Source organism: uncultured Paracoccus sp. (genome assembly GCF_937873615.1).
Lineage (GTDB): Bacteria > Pseudomonadota > Alphaproteobacteria > Rhodobacterales > Rhodobacteraceae > Paracoccus.
The window spans coordinates 53,452-68,293 of sequence record NZ_CALMYP010000066.1 but is presented as its reverse complement, the minus strand read 5'-3'; the positions used below and the strand labels follow the sequence as shown (position 1 = coordinate 68,293).

Genomic DNA, 14,842 nt, shown 5'->3' with positions numbered 1-14,842 from the left:
TACCTCCGGCAACTTTAGTTCAGCATGGCCTGTTGTTCGACCATTGAAAAGTCAGCCATCCTAACCCAATTGGTCTGAACTGTCCAAATCTGCCCGTCTGCTGAAAAAACATGCAGATCCAGCGCCCTGTTTATCAAGCGCGACAAATCCCTTATAAAGGCCGAAAAACAAGAACGAGGCAGAGATGAACAGGCTCTTGAAACTGGCGATTCTGATGCTGGTCGCGTCATGTGGTGGCGGCAATTATTCTGCCCCACGAAATCTGGACAATGCCTGCGCCATCATCCGTGAACGCCCGGCCTATTACCGCGCCATGCAGAAGACCGAGCGCCGCTGGGGTGTGCCGGTCGCGGTGCAGATGGCGGCGATTCACCAGGAATCGAAATTCATCGGCGACGCGCGCACACCGCATCAATACGCGCTCGGCATCATCCCGGTCGGACGGCAAAGCTCGGCCTATGGCTACAGTCAGGCGCTCGACGGCACCTGGGAAGATTATGTCGCCGAGACCGGCAACCGCCGCGCCCGTCGCGACAATATCAACGACGCGACCGATTTCATGGGCTGGTATATGGACGGCACGAGCAAGGCCCTTGGCATCTCGAAATGGGATGCGCGCGGGCAATACCTTGCCTATCACGAAGGGCGCGGCGGCTATGCGCGCGGCTCCTACCGCTCGAAAAGCTGGCTGATGAGCGTTGCCTCAAGCGTTCAGGGCCGGGCCGAGATGTATCACGCCCAGTTGCGCAGCTGCCGCTGATATGACCACGCCCGCGCCGACCCCGCTGGAGGAGGCGCTGCGGCGCCTTCGGGTCGGTGTCGATCCCGGTTTCGTGGCCTTCTCGGGGCATCCCCAGGAACTGCCGGCACATTGGCGGGGCTATCTTGACGACGATCCCGCCGCGCGGCTCGATTGCCTGCGGGCGGAATGCGCGATGCTGGCCGATTACCTGCCCGAGGTCTGCACGGCACTTCTGTCGACCGCCGAAGATGCCTTCATGCTCAGCAGCCCGGAAAGCGGCCCCCTGCGCTGCATCATGCGACGCATAAGGGGGGTGCTTTATCCGACCCTTTCAGCGCGACCGCTCGGTCAGGCACCGGCACCCAATCCCCACGCGCGGCTTTTGCTGACAGCGGGGCCCGACGCGCTCAGCTGGATCTATACCGAACTCATGGACGGGCTGACCGACATGTATGATTTCGGCGGCCTGCTGCGCTCGGCCCGGCTGACCAGCATGGCGGCTGAAATCGACAGCTATGGCGAAACCGACTGGTTCGACGCGTTCAGCCTCGACCATGACACCGACCGCGTGATCGAGATATTTCGTTCGGGCGGAAGCGGCTATCTGCTGGTCGATCTCGACAGGCCGGGGCTGTCATCGAACCCGGATGCGCTTCTGGTCATCGTTGATGAGGACGCCCCGCCCGAAACCGTTTCGCTTTTCGCCTGGCTCGACGCCTGGACCGCGATTGCCTTGACCGGCTGAACGCGTCAGCAGCCCGCAAAACACATCGTCGATCCTGACGGCGCTCAGCCCCGGGCGATGCAGATCTGCTGCAGGGTCACCCAGTCGCGTTCGCTCAGGATGGCGGGATAGGGTTCGGTTCGGAACGGGTCGGCCTCGGTCAGGGGCAGGCTGGTCGTGCCCGAGGTTCCGCGTGTCTCGGCATAGGGAGACGAAGGTATTCTTGCGGTGGCGAATCGTGCCAGAAGGCTGCGGTCGTCAGGGGGCAGGGGGGGCAGGGCCAGCAGGTCTTCGCCGAAGCCGTGCAGGCTGTCGGCGGACAATGCCCCCCGCGTCAGCAGGCTCAGGACATCCAGAAAGGTTGCGCGTTGCAATGTCAGACTCAGCGGATCGGTTTGCCTTGCTGCGACATCCGCGGCGAGCAGGTGCCCGGCAAGGGCTTCGGGACCATCCTTGCCGCCGATCAGGGCATTGTCGACGACCATCAGGTTGCCGGGCAGCATGATCGCGCCGCCCACACCTTCCGGCAGGACCACGATGCGGCTTTTCGGTGGCAGCGGGATGCGGGCCGAGAGCGCGCCCAGCACCTGTTCCGCCGCCGGGTCGCGGCAGGGCTGGCCGGTGGCGCGGATCATGTCGGCAAGGATCGCATCGCCGATCCGGGCGCGTTCGGCCTGAGGCGTGATGCGCACAGCATGGGCGCGCAAGGCCGGCGGCATCCAGACGATGGCGCCCAGCACCATCACCAGCAATGCCAGCAGCGTCAGCCGGTTGCGCAGCCGGCCCGGATGCGGCCGCCGCGCCGCGATGGCGCTCTGGACCCGGTCGATCGCCTCGATCATCAGCGGGTCGTCGATTTCCAGCGTCTCCATCCGCTCGTTATCGGTGGCGGCGGGCGTATAGATTGCCGGCACCTGCGCGGGGTTCAGCCGCTCAAGGGCGGGCAGCGACCAATGGGTCAGCGGGGCCTCGGATTTCGGGTCCGACAGAACCAGCGTCGCTTCGCCGATGGAGACGATGACCTCGCGCAATTGCTCGCCCGGGGCGGGGCGCCAGCTGCCCGCCGCTTCCAGCCGTTGAAACTGCTTCAGCGCCGTCGATCTCATGCCCGTCCGCCAGACCCTTCCGCCGCAGCATGTCCGCGCGGCCGGTCAGCGTCAACCGGCGCCCTCGATCGCCATGCCCTTGTCGCGGGCAAGGATGCGCATACGCTCCTGCAATTTCTCGAAGGCGCGCACCTCGATCTGGCGGATCCGCTCGCGCGAGACCTCGTAACGCTCGGAGAGTTCCTCCAGCGTCAGCGGATCGTCGCGCAGACGACGCTCCATCAGGATGTCCTTCTCGCGGTCGTTCAGCACATCCATGGCCTGAACCAGCATGGCGCGGCGGGTGTCGAGTTCCTCGCTTTCGGCATAGGCCTGGGCCTGATCGGCATCCTCGTCCTCCAGCCAGTCCTGCCATTGCGCCGTCGATTCGCCGTCGCCAGAGCCGACCGTTGCGTTCAGCGAGGCGTCCGAACCGGCCATGCGGCGGTTCATGTCGATCACTTCCTGCTCGGTCACATTCAGGTCATTGGCGATGCGGGCGACGTTTTCGGGGCGCAGATCGCCCTCTTCCATGGCGCCGATCCGGTTCTTGGCCTTGCGCAGGTTGAAGAACAGCTTCTTCTGCCCCGAGGTCGTGCCCATCTTCACCAGCGACCAGGACCGCAGGATATATTCCTGGATCGAGGCCCGGATCCACCACATCGCGTAAGTGGCCAGCCGGAAGCCCTTTTCGGGATCGAAGCGCTTGACCGCCTGCATCAGCCCGACATTGGCTTCCGAGATCACCTCGGCCTGAGGCAGGCCATAGCCGCGATAACCCATGGCGATCTTGGCGGCCAGGCGCAGGTGGCTGGTCACCATCTTGTGGGCGGCCTCGCTGTCCTCGTGATCGACCCAGGCCTTGGCCAGCATGTATTCCTCTTCCGGTTCCAGCAGCGGGAATTTGCGGATTTCCTGAAGATAGCGGTTCAGCCCCTGTTCGGGGCTGGGGGCGGGAAGGTTCGTGTAATTTGCCATATCCTGTCCTCTCGCCGGATTAATGCGGTGATGAAATGCCAGCTTCGCGCAATCTGGCGAGCAAGTCCTGCATATCCGCAGGCAAGGGTGAATTGAATTCCAGATCGATACCGCTGACGGGGTGCGCAAAGCCGAGACGGGCGGCATGCAGGGCCTGGCGCGGGAAGTCCTGAACGAATGGGGCGGCATCGCCAAGCGCGCGGGCGGATGCTTTCCTGGCCCCACCATAAACCGGATCGCCGATCAGCCCAAGCCCGGCATGGGCCATGTGAACGCGAATTTGATGGGTGCGCCCGGTTTCCAGCCGGCATTCGACCAGCATCGCGGCGGGTGGCGTGCCGAAGCTTTCCAGCATCTTCGCGCGGGTGACGGCGTGGCGGCCACGCTCGCCCTCGAACCAGACCGCCTGTTTCTGGCGGTCGCTCGGGTGGCGGTCGAGGCGCGAGGTGATCTTCATCACGCCCCCCGGCTCGAAACTGATGCCACGGGTGCCGCGCAACCGGGCATCGGCGGCGTCGATCACCCCATGTGCCAGCGCCAGATAGGCGCGGTCGGCGCTATGCGCCTCGAACTGCGCCGCGAGGCCGTGATGGGCGCGGTCGGATTTCGCCGCGACCAGCAGGCCGGACGTATCCTTGTCGATGCGATGCACGATCCCCGGCCGCCTTTCGCCGCCGATCCCGGACAGGCTGCCGGCACAATGATAGAGCAGCGCGTTCACCAGCGTGCCATCGGGGCTGCCCGGCGCGGGATGGACGACCATGCCGGCGGGCTTGTCGATGACGATCAGATCGTCGTCCTCATGGACCACGTTCAGCGGGATGTCCTGCGGCAGGGTCTCGACCGGTTCCGGCGCGGGCAGGGCGATGCGATAGGTTTCGCCCGGTGTGGTGCGGTGCTTCGGCTGCGTCACCGCCCCATCCGGCCCGCTGACCGCGCCGTCAGCGATCAGCCGGGCGATGCGCGAACGTGACAGGGCCGCTTCCGCTGGCGCAAGATCGGCAAGCGCCTTATCAAGGCGCACGGTCAGATCGTCGGGAATTGTCAGGATCAACTCAGCCATGCAACGCGACATAGATCATGCGAAGGCGCAGGACGAGGCGGATTCGCCCCAGATCGTGCCGCATTTGAGATTTCTGCGTCTGCTCGTCGCCGGAATGGCCGTGGCCATGGTGCTGGGGCTTGCCGCCATCGTCGCCATCCTGTGGATCCGCCTGAGCGCGCCGCCCCTGCCAGAGCTTCCCGCCGCCGTCGCCCTGCCGGAAGGTGCCAGCGCCGAGGCCGTGACCTTTTCGGCGCGGCACCTGATCGTGGTGACCGATACCGGCGAGGTGCTGGTCTATGGCCGCGACGGCAGTCTTCAGCAAAGGATTGCGCTGGATCAGCCCTGACCGGCTTCGTTCAGCCGCGTCTCGATCGCGTCGAGGCGGGATTTCAGTTCGGCATTCTCGGTGCGGGCCTTGATCGCCATGTCGCGCACGGCGTCGAATTCCTCGCGCGTGACCAGATCGCGCTCGGCCAGCCAGCGGTCGATCCAGGAATTGAAGGCGTTCCCGGCCTCGTCCTTGGCGCCCTGGGCGACACCCATCGCGTTTGTCATCATCCGTGACATATCGTCGAAGAACTTGTTTTGCGTGGACATATGATGCTCCTCAAGGCGTTTGCCGACTATATGGGGCAGGGCGCGCCCGGGTTCAATGTTGACACCGACCGTTCCGTCGCTAGCGTGCGCGCGAAAATGAAGGACCGCCATGATCCCGTTCCCCGATATTTCGCCCGAGATCTTCACCATCCATCTGGGCGAGCGCGCGTTTTCGCTGCGCTGGTATGCGCTTGCCTATCTGGTCGGGCTGGTGCTGGGGGCGCTGGCGGTCTGGAAGCTGATGAAATCCGTCCGGGTCTGGGGCGACAAGGCGCCGATGCCCGCCGGGAAGGTCGAGGATCTGCTGACCTGGATCGTGGCCGGGGTGGTGATCGGCGGGCGGCTGGGATTCGTGTTCTTCTATCAGCCCGGCTTTTACCTGAAGAATCCGCTGGAGATCCTGAAGGTCTGGGAAGGCGGCATGTCCTTCCATGGCGGCTTTGCCGGCGTGGTGCTGGCCGCCTGGTGGTGGGCGCGGCGCAATGAGGTCTCGCCCCTGCGGCTGGCCGATGCGCTGGCAGTGGTGGCCCCCATCGGGCTGTTCTTCGGGCGCATCGCCAATTTCATCAATGCCGAGCTTTGGGGCCGGCCCACCGATCTGCCCTGGGGGGTGATCTTTCCCGGCGAGATGGCGCAGAACTGCCCAGGGGTCGAGGGGCTTTGCGCCCGCCATCCCAGCCAGCTTTACGAGGCCGGGCTGGAAGGGCTGCTTCTGGGCCTGATCCTGTTCGGGCTGGTCCGGGCGGGCGGGCTGCGCAGGCCGGGGCTGGCGCTTGGGGTCTTCCTGTCGGGCTATGCGCTGGCACGGATCTTCGTCGAGCTTTTCAGGGTCGCGGATGCGCAGTTCATCACGCCCGAAAACCCGCTTGGCCGCGTGGCACTGGGGCTGAGCATGGGGCAGATCCTGTCGCTGCCGATGCTGGCACTTGGCCTTCTGTTCATCATCCGCGCGCTGCGCCTGCCGGCCCGATGACGCCGCTTGACGCCCAGATCCGGGACGAGATCCGGCGCTCGGGGCCGATCTCGGTCGCGCGCTACATGGAAATCTGCCTGCTGCACCCTGAGCATGGCTATTACACCACCCGCGATCCTTTCGGCGTGGCGGGCGATTTCACCACCGCGCCCGAGATCAGCCAGATGTTCGGGGAATTGCTGGGCCTCTGCCTCGGGCAGGCCTGGCTGGATCAGGGCCGGCCTTCGCCGTTTACACTGGCCGAGATCGGGCCGGGCCGGGGCACCTTGATGGCCGATCTTGGCCGCGCCATCCGCATTGTGCCCGGCATGAGCGAGGCGGCGCGGCTGCATCTGGTCGAGGCCTCGCCGCATCTGCGCGCGATGCAGCGGCAGGCGCTTGGAGAGCTGGTCCATGCCGACGATGTCGCCGCCCTGCCGCAGGCGCCACTGTTCCTGATCGCCAACGAATTCTTCGATGCCCTGCCGATCCAGCAGTTCCAGCGCGGCGCGCAGGGCTGGGCCGAGCGGCTGATCGGCCTCGACGGCGAAGACCTGCGCTTCGGCCTCGGCCCGCCGCTCAGCGTGGATCTGCCCGGTGTTGAGGGCGATGTGATCGAGCGTTGTCCCGCCGCCGGTGCCATCGTGACCGAAATCGCCAGCAGGATCGCGACCCATGGCGGGGTGGCGCTGATCCTCGATTACGGCGGTTGGAACGGGCGCTGCGACACGTTTCAGGCGCTGTCGGCGCATCGGCCTGTCGATCCGCTGGCCGCGCCCGGCATGGCCGATCTGACGGCGCATGTCGATTTCGCCCATCTGGCGGCGGCAGCGGATGCGGCCGGCTGCGCCTTCGGCTATACTACGCAGGGCGCGCTTCTGGGCGCGCTCGGGATCGCGGCCCGGGCGGAAAAGCTGGCGGCTTCGGGCGATGCCGGGGCCTTGGTTGCGGCACGACGCTTGACCGACTCGGCGGAAATGGGTGAGTTGTTCAAGGCGCTTGCCATCTGGCCGAAAGCCGCGCCCGCGCCCGCAGGCTTCACGCGCCAACCGACGCGCGGCGCGGACAGGGAAACATGAAACTGACGCTCGAAATCCTGACCCATGATCTGCTGGACGGCGTCCGGCACGGCTTTTTCACCCGCAAGGGCGGGGCCAGTTCCGGCCTTTATGCGGGGCTGAATTGCGGGCGCGGCTCGAACGACCAGACCGAGATCGTGGCCACCAACCGCGCCCGCGTGGCCGAGGCGATGGGCGTGGCCCCCGACCGGCTGGCCGGTGTCCATCAGGTTCATTCCGCCGATGTGGTGACGCTTTCTGTGCTCGAGGATGCGGCGACAAGCGACCATATCCGCGCCGATGGCATCGTCTCGGCCCTGCCGGGGGTGGCGTTGGCGGTGCTGACGGCGGATTGCCAGCCGGTGCTGTTCGCCGACCCTGCCGCCGGTGTGATCGGTGCCGCCCATGCCGGCTGGCGCGGCGCGCTTGGCGGCGTGCTGGAGGCGACGGTGCAGGCGATGCGCGATCTCGGCGCGCAGAACATCCGCGCGGTGATCGGGCCCACGATCTCGCAGCGCGCCTATGAGGTCGGCTGGGATTTCATGGATGAGTTCACCGCCGAAGACCCGGACTACCAACGCTTCTTCTCGAACGGTCCGAATGAGAAGCCGATGTTCGATCTGCCCTCTTTCGGGCTGATGCGTCTGCGCGCCGCTGGGGTCGAGGCGGCATGGACACGCCATTGCACCTATTCCGACCCCGAACGCTTCTTTTCCTATCGCCGCAGCACCCATCAGGGCGAGGCCGATTATGGCCGGCTGATCTCGGCCATCGCCCTGCCGGGCCAGGCGGGGATCACGCTGCAACCGATGGCGACGGGATCGCTCGGGCAGTCCTAGCGTTTGCTGTAGCCAGCCGGGAAAGGCACGCCCGGCTCGTCCTTGGCGCCCCGGATCACCAGCGAGGTCTTGACCGAGGCGACGTTCGGCGCGGCGGTCAGGCTTTCGGTCAGGAAATGCTGAAAGCTCGGCAGGTCGGGGGCCACGCATTTCAGGATGAAGTCGATCTCGCCGTTCAGCATGTGGCATTCGCGGACCAGCGGCCAGGCCCGGACGCGCTCCTCGAAGGTGGCGAGGTCGCGCTCGGACTGGTTCTGCAGGCGGACCATGGCGAAGACCTGCACATCGAAGCCGAGGCAGCCCGGATCGAGATCGGCGTGATAGCCACGGATGTAACCGGCTTCCTCCAGCACCCGGACGCGGCGCAGGCAGGGCGGGGCGGATATGCCGACCCGGCGGGCCAGTTCGACATTGGTCATCCGCCCGTCGCCCTGAAGCTCGGCCAGAATCCGGCGGTCGATTTCGTCCAGTTTGGTACTGGCCATGGCTAAGCCCTCATGGAATGGGTCGGTCTGGAAATGGGAATGAAGCTATACGCGGCGGGGCCTTCGCGCAATAATATTTCGCGTTTTGCCTTAACGTCACACGCTCGTTCCGCCGCGATTGAAGAGCCGGGACCAGTGCATTAGCTAAGGGCAAGCCACAAGACAGGAGGCCGCGATGGCCGAGGAACACAGAAAGCTCATCATCATCGGCTCCGGCCCGGCCGGCTATACCGCTGCCGTCTATGCCGCGCGCGCCATGGTCGAGCCGCTGCTTATTCAGGGGATGCAGCCCGGCGGTCAGCTGACCATCACCACCGAGGTCGAGAACTGGCCCGGCCTGATCGAGGTTCAGGGCCCCGACCTGATGCTGAAGATGGAAGAACATGCCCGCGCCATGGGGGCGGACATCAAGTTCGACACCGTCTCGAAGCTGGACCTGTCGGCGCGGCCCTTCCGCGCCACCTGCGATTCGGGCGACGTGATCACGGCGGATGCGGTGATCCTGGCCACCGGAGCACAGGCGAAATGGCTGGGCCTGCCCTCCGAGGAGAAATTCCAGGGCTTCGGCGTTTCGGCCTGCGCCACCTGCGACGGCTTCTTCTATCGCGGCAAGGAAGTGGTGGTGATCGGCGGCGGCAATACTGCGGTCGAGGAGGCGCTGTTCCTGACCAATTTCGCCTCGAAAGTGACGCTGATCCATCGCCGCGACGAATTGCGCGCCGAAAAGATCCTGCAGCAACGCCTGCTGAAAAACCCCAAGATCGAATGCCGCTGGGACAGCGAGGTGCTGGAGGTGGTGGGCGAAAGCGATCCGCTCGGCGTGACCGGGGTGAAGCTGCGCAACCTCAAGACCGGGGCGGAAAGCCTGCTGGATACGGCGGGCGTCTTCGTGGCCATCGGCCATTCGCCGGCCTCGGAACTGGTGAAGGATCAACTCGAACTGCTCAATGGCGGCTATGTGAAGGTCGAGCCCGGCTCGACCCGGACCTCGATCCCCGGTGTCTTCGCGGCGGGTGACCTGACCGATCACATCTATCGTCAGGCCGTGACCAGTGCCGGCATGGGCTGCATGGCGGCATTGGATGCCGAGCGTTATCTGGCCGAACTGGACGAGGCCGGGGCGCCCGCCGCTGATGCCGCCCGTTCCGAACCCGTCAGCGCGTGACGCCATGCCCCGCCGTATCGAGGTCGATGACAGGATGCAGCGGGGCTACGCCTATGAACTGACCGCGCCTTCGGGCGCGGATTTCGGCGAAGGTTTCAGCCCCGACCTGACGCCGGCCGAGATGCTGAGGCTCGGCGTTTTCGGCGGCTGCTACCTGACCGATTGCCGGGCCGAATTTCCCGCCGACTGGTTCAAGGATGCGAAGCTTTCGCCGGGCAAGCCGGATCCGTCGCTGAACTGTTTCGGCGTCGATGCCAGCCAGCCGCTTTCGGAATGGCGGCGCAAGGGGTGGCTGCATCAGGACGATCCACGCGGCTGGTTTCAATGGTATTGCCGCTATTGGATGGGTCGCCGCCATGCTGACGATGCCCGCCAGATCGGCCGCTGGCGCGCCATCCGCCGCCATGTCGGGCAATTGCGCAAGGCCTGCGATCCGGGCGATGTCTTCTGCCGCCCGCGCCAGCGTCAGGCGCTGCTGCACTGGGCCTATGACAGCCGCAAGCTGTAACTCCGTCCTGCCTCAACCGCGATCCGGCCACCCCCGGTCATGCAGTGACGGAATTGCCGTCATGCACAGGAATGCAGCAAAATGCCCATAGCTGTAGTTGATTGTTGGGGCATTGGGGTCTATGCGCGGCGCAAAGCTGTGGCCGGTCCCGGTCGCGGCCAATTCTTTCGTCCGAACCGACCGAGTGCCTCTCATGACTGCAACCAACCATACCACGATCCCTGAACTTTATGTTTCTGCCGATGCCGCCGCCAGCCTGAAGGATGCCGCCGGCGACATGCCCAGCTGGGACCTGTCGCCGCGCCAGATCTGCGACCTGGAACTGCTGATGAATGGCGGCTTCGCGCCGCTGAAGGGCTTTCTAACGGAAAAGGACTATGACGGTGTGGTCGAGAACCTGCGGCTTGCCGACGGGACGCTCTGGCCGATGCCGATCACCCTGGATGTGTCCGAGAAATTCGCCGAAGGCGTGGCGCCGGGCACCGATATCGCGCTGCGCGATCAGGAAGGTGTGATCCTGGCGGTGATGTCGGTCACCGACAAATGGGTGCCGAACAAGGCGAACGAGGCCGAGAAGGTCTTCGGTGCCGACGATCTCGCCCATCCGGCAGTGAACTATCTGCACAATCAGGCCGGTCCGGTCTATCTGGGCGGCCCGGTCAAGGGTCTGCAGGCGCCGACCCATTACGATTTCCGTGGCCGCCGCAATACCCCGAACGAGTTACGCGCCATGTTCAAGAAGCTGGGCTGGCGCAAGGTCGTGGTCTTCCAGACCCGCAACCCGCTGCACCGCGCCCATCAGGAACTGACCTTCCGCGCCGCGCGCGAGGCGCAGGCCAACCTGATGATCCATCCGGTCGTCGGCATGACCAAGCCGGGCGATGTCGATCACTTCACCCGCGTCCGCTGCTACGAGGCGGTGCTGGACAAGTATCCGGCGGCCACCACCACGCTGTCGCTGCTGAACCTTGCCATGCGCATGGCCGGCCCGCGAGAGGCGGTCTGGCACGGGCTGATCCGCCGCAACCACGGCGCCACCCATTTCATCGTCGGTCGCGACCATGCCGGCCCCGGCAAGAACAGCGCGGGCGAGGATTTCTACGGTCCCTATGACGCGCAGGATCTGTTCCGCAAATACGAGGACGAGATCGGCGTGAAAATGGTCGATTTCAAGCACATGGTTTATGTGCAGGAACGCGCCCAATACGAACCGGCGGACGAGATCGAAGAGGGCGTGACCGTCCTGAACATCTCGGGGACCGAGCTTCGTCGCCGCTTGCGCGAGGGGCTGGAGATCCCGGAATGGTTCTCCTTCCCGGAAGTCGTGAAGGAACTGCGCCGCAACTCTCCGCCGCGCGCGCAGCAGGGTTTCACCGTCTTCTTCACCGGCCTGTCGGGTTCGGGCAAGTCGACCATCGCCAATGCGCTCATGGTCAAGCTGATGGAAATGGGCGGCCGCCCGGTCACGCTGCTGGATGGCGATGTGGTCCGCAAGCATCTGTCGAGCGAGCTTGGCTTCTCGAAGGAACATCGCGACATCAACATCAAGCGCATCGGCTATGTCGCCTCCGAGATCACCAAGAATGGCGGTATCGCCATCTGTGCGCCCATCGCGCCCTATACCGCGACCCGCCGGGCCGTGCGCGAGATGATCGAGGCCTATGGCGCCTTTGCCGAGGTCCATGTCTCGACCCCGGTCGAGGAATGCGAACGCCGCGACCGCAAGGGCCTCTACAAGCTGGCACGCGAAGGCAAGATCAAGGAATTCACCGGGATCTCGGACCCCTATGAAGAGCCGCAGGCGCCCGAGCTGCGCGTCGACACGACCGATATCGATGTCGATAACGCCGCCCATCAGGTTCTGCTGAAGCTGGAACAGATGGGCCTGATCGGTCTGCGCTGATCCGGCAATTGAATGAGAACGCGCGCCGGGCCATGATGGCCCGGCGTTTTCATATCCGGGGGCAGGATGGCCGAGATCGTCAATATCATCTGCATCAAATGGGGCACCATGTATGGCGCCGCGGATGTGAACCGGCTTCACGAACAGGTGAAGCGCCACCTTGCCCGGCCGCATCGCTTCGTCTGCTTCACCGACGATGCCGAGGGCATAGATCCCGGCGTCGATTGCCTGCCCTTGCCCGAACTCGGCCTGCCGGAAGGGCATGGCGATACCCGCTGGCGCAAGCTGGCACTGTTCCGGCGCGATCTTGGCGGCATGACCGGGCAGGTGGCGTTGTTTCTCGACCTCGATCTGGTGGTGGTCGATGACCTCGCGCCCTTCTTCGATCTGCCCGGCGATTACTTCATCATCCGCGACGACGACCTGTTCCGCGCCAAACCCCTGCGCAAGGTGAACCCGGAACGCGACCGGTTCATGCATTCGGTCGGCAATTCCTCGGTCTTTCGCTATGTCGTCGGCGATCACGCCTATATCCTTGACGCCTATCTGGCCGATCCGAAGGCCGCGACCACGGGTTACGAGATTTCCCAGCAGTTCCAGTCGGCGCAACTGGCCGCGCATGGGCACCTGAATTACTGGCCGAAGGGCTGGGTGGTCAGCTTCAAGAACGATTGCGTCCCGCGACACCTGCTGAGCTATCTCTCGGATCCGAAACTGCCCGAGGGGGCGAAGATCGTGGCCTTTGCCGGCAATCCGAAGATGGAGGATGTCTTCGCCGGACGCGGCGGCAAATGGTATCGGCGCATCGGCAATATCGACTGGCTGCGCAGGGCCTGGGGCGGATGATCGCACAGGCCTTCCGGCGCTGGAAACACGCCCGCCGCATCCGCGCCGCCGAGTCCGAGATCGCCGCGCGCAGCTTCACGCCCAAGCCGCATGGGCTGGATGCGCCGCTGGTGGTCAGCCTGACCAGCTTCGGGCCGCGCCTGCCCGTGGTCGGCAAGGTGCTGCAATCGCTGCTGCGCCAGACGGTGCGGCCCGACCGTGTCATCCTCTGGCTGACCGAGGCGGATGCGGGTCTTCTGCCCGAGGAGGTTCGGGCGCTCGGCGCGGAAATCCGCACCTGCCCGAACTGGAAATCCTACAAGAAGATCGTCCCGACCCTGCTGGAAGCGCCCGATGCCTATATCGTCACCGCCGACGACGATGTCTATTACGGTCCCGACTGGCTGGCCGGGCTGGTGGCGCGGGCCGGGGCCGGCGTCGTCTGTCATCGCGGCCACCGGATCGCCCTGACGGATGGCCAGCCGCGCCCCTATGGCGATTGGGACTGGAATATCGGCGCGCCAGCGGCGGGACCGCTGATCTTTCCGACCGGGGTCGGCGGCGTGCTTTATGCGCCGGGCATCTTTCATCCCGATGTGACCGACGCCGGGAAATTCACCCGCCTCGCGCCCTCGGCCGACGATGTCTGGCTTTACTGGATGCACCGTTTGCGTGGTTCCCGGCCCGAGAAGATCGGCGGGAAATTCCGCGTCGTCGAATGGCCGGGCAGCCAGACGCAGAACCTGCGCGGCGGCAATCTCGGCTCGGGCGGGAATGACCGGGCGCTTCAGGCGATGATCGCGGAATACGGCTGGCCTGAATGAACGCCCCGGAAAGCCGGTGCCGCCACCCCGGAGCGAAGGTGGCGGCACGGTGGCCGGATCAGTGGACGCTGACCGGGCTCAAGTCGTTCTGACGGGCCAGGAAGAACGCCATCTGGCGGTCCTTCACCAGTGCCAGTCGCGCGCCATCCAGCCCGTGCACGGCATAGAGGCTGTCCAGCCCCGATGCCTGCTCGCGCACCTCGTCGGGCAGGCTGTCCACCGGGACGCGGCGGATATAGACGGTATTGCCGGTCATTTCCGGCAGAGCTTCATATTTGGTATCCATGATGATCCCCTTCATTTGCGGCTGATCGGAATGGTCTGGACGACATTCTGCTGCGGACGCCGCTTGAGCGCGATGCGCAGAAGCCCGTTTTCCAGCCGGGCGCCCTCGACCTCGACCCCGTCGGCCAGCACGAAGCTGCGCTGAAACGCCCGCGAGGCGATGCCGCGATGCAGGAAGACGCGATCCTTGTCAGAATCGGGCTGCCTGCCGGCAATGGTCAACTGGCTGTTTTCCAGCGCGATCGACAGATCGTCCTCGGAAAAACCGGCCACGGCGAGGGTGATGGTGAAGCCATCCGGCTCCTGATGCTCGATATTATAGGGCGGATAGCCCTCGGCGCCTTTCGAGGCCCGCTCGGCCAGCCGTTCGATCTGGTCGAAGCCCAGCAGGTGCGGATGCGCCGCCAGCGTCAGTTTCGTCATCGTCTTCAAGCCCTTGTGCAGCGACTCGTGCCATTCAGCGGGCCCCGGAAGCGGCGGCCCATGGGTTCAATATGTGGTCTATGAGGGCCAGCGACAAGATGTGCGATCCCAGTTAACATTTCCGCGCCTGCCTCTATAATCGGCATTCGCCAGACCCAGCATGAGCCCAGCATGAGCTTCCAATCCGAGATGAGCCACGAGGAGATCGCCCGCGCGAAGCTGGCGGTCCTGAAGCGGGAACACCGCGACCTCGACGAGAAGATCGTGGCCCTTGCCGAACTGCCGATGCCCCCATCGCTGGAACTGCAGCGGCTGAAGCGGCAGAAACTGGCGCTGAAGGATCGCATCGCCCGGCTGGAAGACGAATTGACCCCCGACATCATCGCCTGAGGCACCGCGCTTCA

19 protein-coding genes are annotated in these 14,842 nt (G+C 65.0%); 12 read left to right on the top strand and 7 right to left on the bottom strand.

The window, feature by feature from the left end; genetic code table 11:
* The first annotated feature begins 184 nt into the window (after positions 1-184).
* Entirely contained in the window at positions 185-760 is a 576-nt protein-coding gene (locus Q0330_RS16265) for a lytic transglycosylase (protein ID WP_299481870.1), read from the top strand.
* Position 761: 1 nt separating this feature from the next.
* Entirely contained in the window at positions 762-1,487 is a 726-nt protein-coding gene (locus tag Q0330_RS16260) for a hypothetical protein (protein ID WP_299481868.1), read from the top strand.
* Positions 1,488-1,531: 44 nt separating this feature from the next.
* Here the strand turns inward: Q0330_RS16260 and Q0330_RS16255 are convergent, their stop codons facing one another.
* From Q0330_RS16255 to Q0330_RS16245, 3 genes are read right to left on the bottom strand one after another with little or no spacing between them, the layout of a single operon-like run.
* The gene (locus tag Q0330_RS16255) at positions 1,532-2,572 is read right to left on the bottom strand and encodes a hypothetical protein (RefSeq protein ID WP_299481865.1); all 1,041 of its coding nucleotides are present in this window, start codon (positions 2,570-2,572) and stop codon (positions 1,532-1,534) included.
* Positions 2,573-2,623: 51 nt separating this feature from the next.
* Positions 2,624-3,529, bottom strand: a complete 906-nt coding sequence (gene rpoH / locus Q0330_RS16250) for an RNA polymerase sigma factor RpoH (RefSeq protein WP_299481862.1) — start codon at positions 3,527-3,529, stop codon at positions 2,624-2,626.
* Positions 3,530-3,548: 19 nt separating this feature from the next.
* On the bottom strand, positions 3,549-4,592 hold the full coding sequence (locus tag Q0330_RS16245) for an RluA family pseudouridine synthase (RefSeq protein ID WP_299481859.1): 1,044 nt from the start codon (positions 4,590-4,592) through the stop codon (positions 3,549-3,551).
* Here Q0330_RS16245 and Q0330_RS16240 point away from each other — a divergent pair.
* The gene (locus Q0330_RS16240) at positions 4,591-4,920 is read left to right on the top strand and encodes a DUF6476 family protein (protein ID WP_299481856.1); all 330 of its coding nucleotides are present in this window, start codon (positions 4,591-4,593) and stop codon (positions 4,918-4,920) included. The two genes, Q0330_RS16245 and Q0330_RS16240, sit on opposite strands and share 2 nt — an antisense overlap.
* Here the strand turns inward: Q0330_RS16240 and Q0330_RS16235 are convergent.
* Positions 4,911-5,171, bottom strand: coding sequence for an accessory factor UbiK family protein (locus Q0330_RS16235; protein ID WP_299481853.1), 261 nt, complete (start codon positions 5,169-5,171; stop codon positions 4,911-4,913). The genes Q0330_RS16240 and Q0330_RS16235 overlap by 10 nt on opposite strands.
* Positions 5,172-5,280: 109 nt before the next feature.
* Here Q0330_RS16235 and lgt point away from each other — a divergent pair, with 109 nt between their 5' ends.
* Genes lgt through pgeF form a run of 3 tightly spaced genes read left to right on the top strand, consistent with a single transcriptional unit; the run spans position 5,281 to position 8,020 of the window.
* The gene (gene lgt, locus Q0330_RS16230) at positions 5,281-6,144 is read left to right on the top strand and encodes a prolipoprotein diacylglyceryl transferase (protein WP_299481850.1); all 864 of its coding nucleotides are present in this window, start codon (positions 5,281-5,283) and stop codon (positions 6,142-6,144) included.
* Positions 6,141-7,202 carry an SAM-dependent methyltransferase gene (locus Q0330_RS16225; RefSeq protein ID WP_299481847.1) on the top strand — a complete coding sequence of 354 codons (1,062 nt, stop codon included), beginning with the start codon at positions 6,141-6,143 and terminating at the stop codon, positions 7,200-7,202. Before lgt ends, Q0330_RS16225 begins: the two co-directional genes overlap by 4 nt.
* The gene (gene pgeF / locus Q0330_RS16220) at positions 7,199-8,020 is read left to right on the top strand and encodes a peptidoglycan editing factor PgeF (protein WP_299481844.1); all 822 of its coding nucleotides are present in this window, start codon (positions 7,199-7,201) and stop codon (positions 8,018-8,020) included. Before Q0330_RS16225 ends, pgeF begins: the two co-directional genes overlap by 4 nt.
* Here the strand turns inward: pgeF and Q0330_RS16215 are convergent.
* Complete coding sequence (locus Q0330_RS16215; protein WP_299481841.1) at positions 8,017-8,505, bottom strand: Lrp/AsnC family transcriptional regulator; 489 nt, start codon at positions 8,503-8,505, stop codon at positions 8,017-8,019. The two genes, pgeF and Q0330_RS16215, sit on opposite strands and share 4 nt — an antisense overlap.
* A 175-nt stretch (positions 8,506-8,680) precedes the next feature.
* Here Q0330_RS16215 and trxB point away from each other — a divergent pair, with 175 nt between their 5' ends.
* The 5 genes from trxB to Q0330_RS16190 all read left to right on the top strand — a co-directional run bounded on the left by trxB (position 8,681) and on the right by Q0330_RS16190 (position 13,730).
* On the top strand, positions 8,681-9,670 hold the full coding sequence (gene trxB / locus Q0330_RS16210) for a thioredoxin-disulfide reductase (RefSeq protein ID WP_299481838.1): 990 nt from the start codon (positions 8,681-8,683) through the stop codon (positions 9,668-9,670).
* Positions 9,639-10,178: a hypothetical protein gene (locus Q0330_RS16205; RefSeq protein WP_299481835.1), complete on the top strand. Its 540-nt coding sequence runs from the start codon at positions 9,639-9,641 to the stop codon at positions 10,176-10,178. Before trxB ends, Q0330_RS16205 begins: the two co-directional genes overlap by 32 nt.
* A 193-nt stretch (positions 10,179-10,371) precedes the next feature.
* Positions 10,372-12,081 (top strand): bifunctional sulfate adenylyltransferase/adenylylsulfate kinase, encoded by a 1,710-nt coding sequence (locus tag Q0330_RS16200; RefSeq protein ID WP_299481832.1) that lies wholly within the window; start codon positions 10,372-10,374, stop codon positions 12,079-12,081.
* 66 nt (positions 12,082-12,147) lie between these two features.
* The gene (locus Q0330_RS16195) at positions 12,148-12,927 is read left to right on the top strand and encodes a hypothetical protein (protein ID WP_299481829.1); all 780 of its coding nucleotides are present in this window, start codon (positions 12,148-12,150) and stop codon (positions 12,925-12,927) included.
* A complete protein-coding gene (locus tag Q0330_RS16190) occupies positions 12,924-13,730 on the top strand; it encodes a glycosyltransferase family 2 protein (protein WP_299481826.1) in 807 nt (268 codons plus the stop codon). Before Q0330_RS16195 ends, Q0330_RS16190 begins: the two co-directional genes overlap by 4 nt.
* A gap of 58 nt (positions 13,731-13,788) precedes the next feature.
* Here Q0330_RS16190 and Q0330_RS16185 read toward each other — a convergent pair whose 3' ends face one another.
* Together Q0330_RS16185 and Q0330_RS16180 are read right to left on the bottom strand one after the other, a co-directional pair.
* A complete protein-coding gene (locus tag Q0330_RS16185; protein ID WP_299481823.1) occupies positions 13,789-14,016 on the bottom strand; it encodes a DUF1150 family protein in 228 nt (75 codons plus the stop codon).
* A gap of 11 nt (positions 14,017-14,027) precedes the next feature.
* Positions 14,028-14,438 carry an Hsp20 family protein gene (locus tag Q0330_RS16180; RefSeq protein WP_299481820.1) on the bottom strand — a complete coding sequence of 137 codons (411 nt, stop codon included), beginning with the start codon at positions 14,436-14,438 and terminating at the stop codon, positions 14,028-14,030.
* A 171-nt stretch (positions 14,439-14,609) separates the two neighbouring features.
* Between Q0330_RS16180 and Q0330_RS16175 the strand changes: the two genes are divergently transcribed.
* Complete coding sequence (locus Q0330_RS16175; RefSeq protein ID WP_299481818.1) at positions 14,610-14,828, top strand: DUF465 domain-containing protein; 219 nt, start codon at positions 14,610-14,612, stop codon at positions 14,826-14,828.
* Positions 14,829-14,842 lie beyond the last annotated feature (14 nt).

Coding starts and splice junctions, on each gene's coding strand:
- Q0330_RS16265 (WP_299481870.1), top strand. CDS start 185: ATGAACAGGCTCTTGAAACTGGCGATTCTGATGCTGGTCGCGTCATGT.
- Q0330_RS16260 (WP_299481868.1), top strand. CDS start 762: ATGACCACGCCCGCGCCGACCCCGCTGGAGGAGGCGCTGCGGCGCCTT.
- Q0330_RS16255 (WP_299481865.1), bottom strand. CDS start 2,572: ATGAGATCGACGGCGCTGAAGCAGTTTCAACGGCTGGAAGCGGCGGGC.
- rpoH (WP_299481862.1), bottom strand. CDS start 3,529: ATGGCAAATTACACGAACCTTCCCGCCCCCAGCCCCGAACAGGGGCTG.
- Q0330_RS16240 (WP_299481856.1), top strand. CDS start 4,591: ATGCAACGCGACATAGATCATGCGAAGGCGCAGGACGAGGCGGATTCG.
- Q0330_RS16245 (WP_299481859.1), bottom strand. CDS start 4,592: ATGGCTGAGTTGATCCTGACAATTCCCGACGATCTGACCGTGCGCCTT.
- Q0330_RS16235 (WP_299481853.1), bottom strand. CDS start 5,171: ATGTCCACGCAAAACAAGTTCTTCGACGATATGTCACGGATGATGACA.
- lgt (WP_299481850.1), top strand. CDS start 5,281: ATGATCCCGTTCCCCGATATTTCGCCCGAGATCTTCACCATCCATCTG.
- Q0330_RS16225 (WP_299481847.1), top strand. CDS start 6,141: ATGACGCCGCTTGACGCCCAGATCCGGGACGAGATCCGGCGCTCGGGG.
- pgeF (WP_299481844.1), top strand. CDS start 7,199: ATGAAACTGACGCTCGAAATCCTGACCCATGATCTGCTGGACGGCGTC.
- Q0330_RS16215 (WP_299481841.1), bottom strand. CDS start 8,505: ATGGCCAGTACCAAACTGGACGAAATCGACCGCCGGATTCTGGCCGAG.
- trxB (WP_299481838.1), top strand. CDS start 8,681: ATGGCCGAGGAACACAGAAAGCTCATCATCATCGGCTCCGGCCCGGCC.
- Q0330_RS16205 (WP_299481835.1), top strand. CDS start 9,639: ATGCCGCCCGTTCCGAACCCGTCAGCGCGTGACGCCATGCCCCGCCGT.
- Q0330_RS16200 (WP_299481832.1), top strand. CDS start 10,372: ATGACTGCAACCAACCATACCACGATCCCTGAACTTTATGTTTCTGCC.
- Q0330_RS16195 (WP_299481829.1), top strand. CDS start 12,148: ATGGCCGAGATCGTCAATATCATCTGCATCAAATGGGGCACCATGTAT.
- Q0330_RS16190 (WP_299481826.1), top strand. CDS start 12,924: ATGATCGCACAGGCCTTCCGGCGCTGGAAACACGCCCGCCGCATCCGC.
- Q0330_RS16185 (WP_299481823.1), bottom strand. CDS start 14,016: ATGGATACCAAATATGAAGCTCTGCCGGAAATGACCGGCAATACCGTC.
- Q0330_RS16180 (WP_299481820.1), bottom strand. CDS start 14,438: ATGACGAAACTGACGCTGGCGGCGCATCCGCACCTGCTGGGCTTCGAC.
- Q0330_RS16175 (WP_299481818.1), top strand. CDS start 14,610: ATGAGCTTCCAATCCGAGATGAGCCACGAGGAGATCGCCCGCGCGAAG.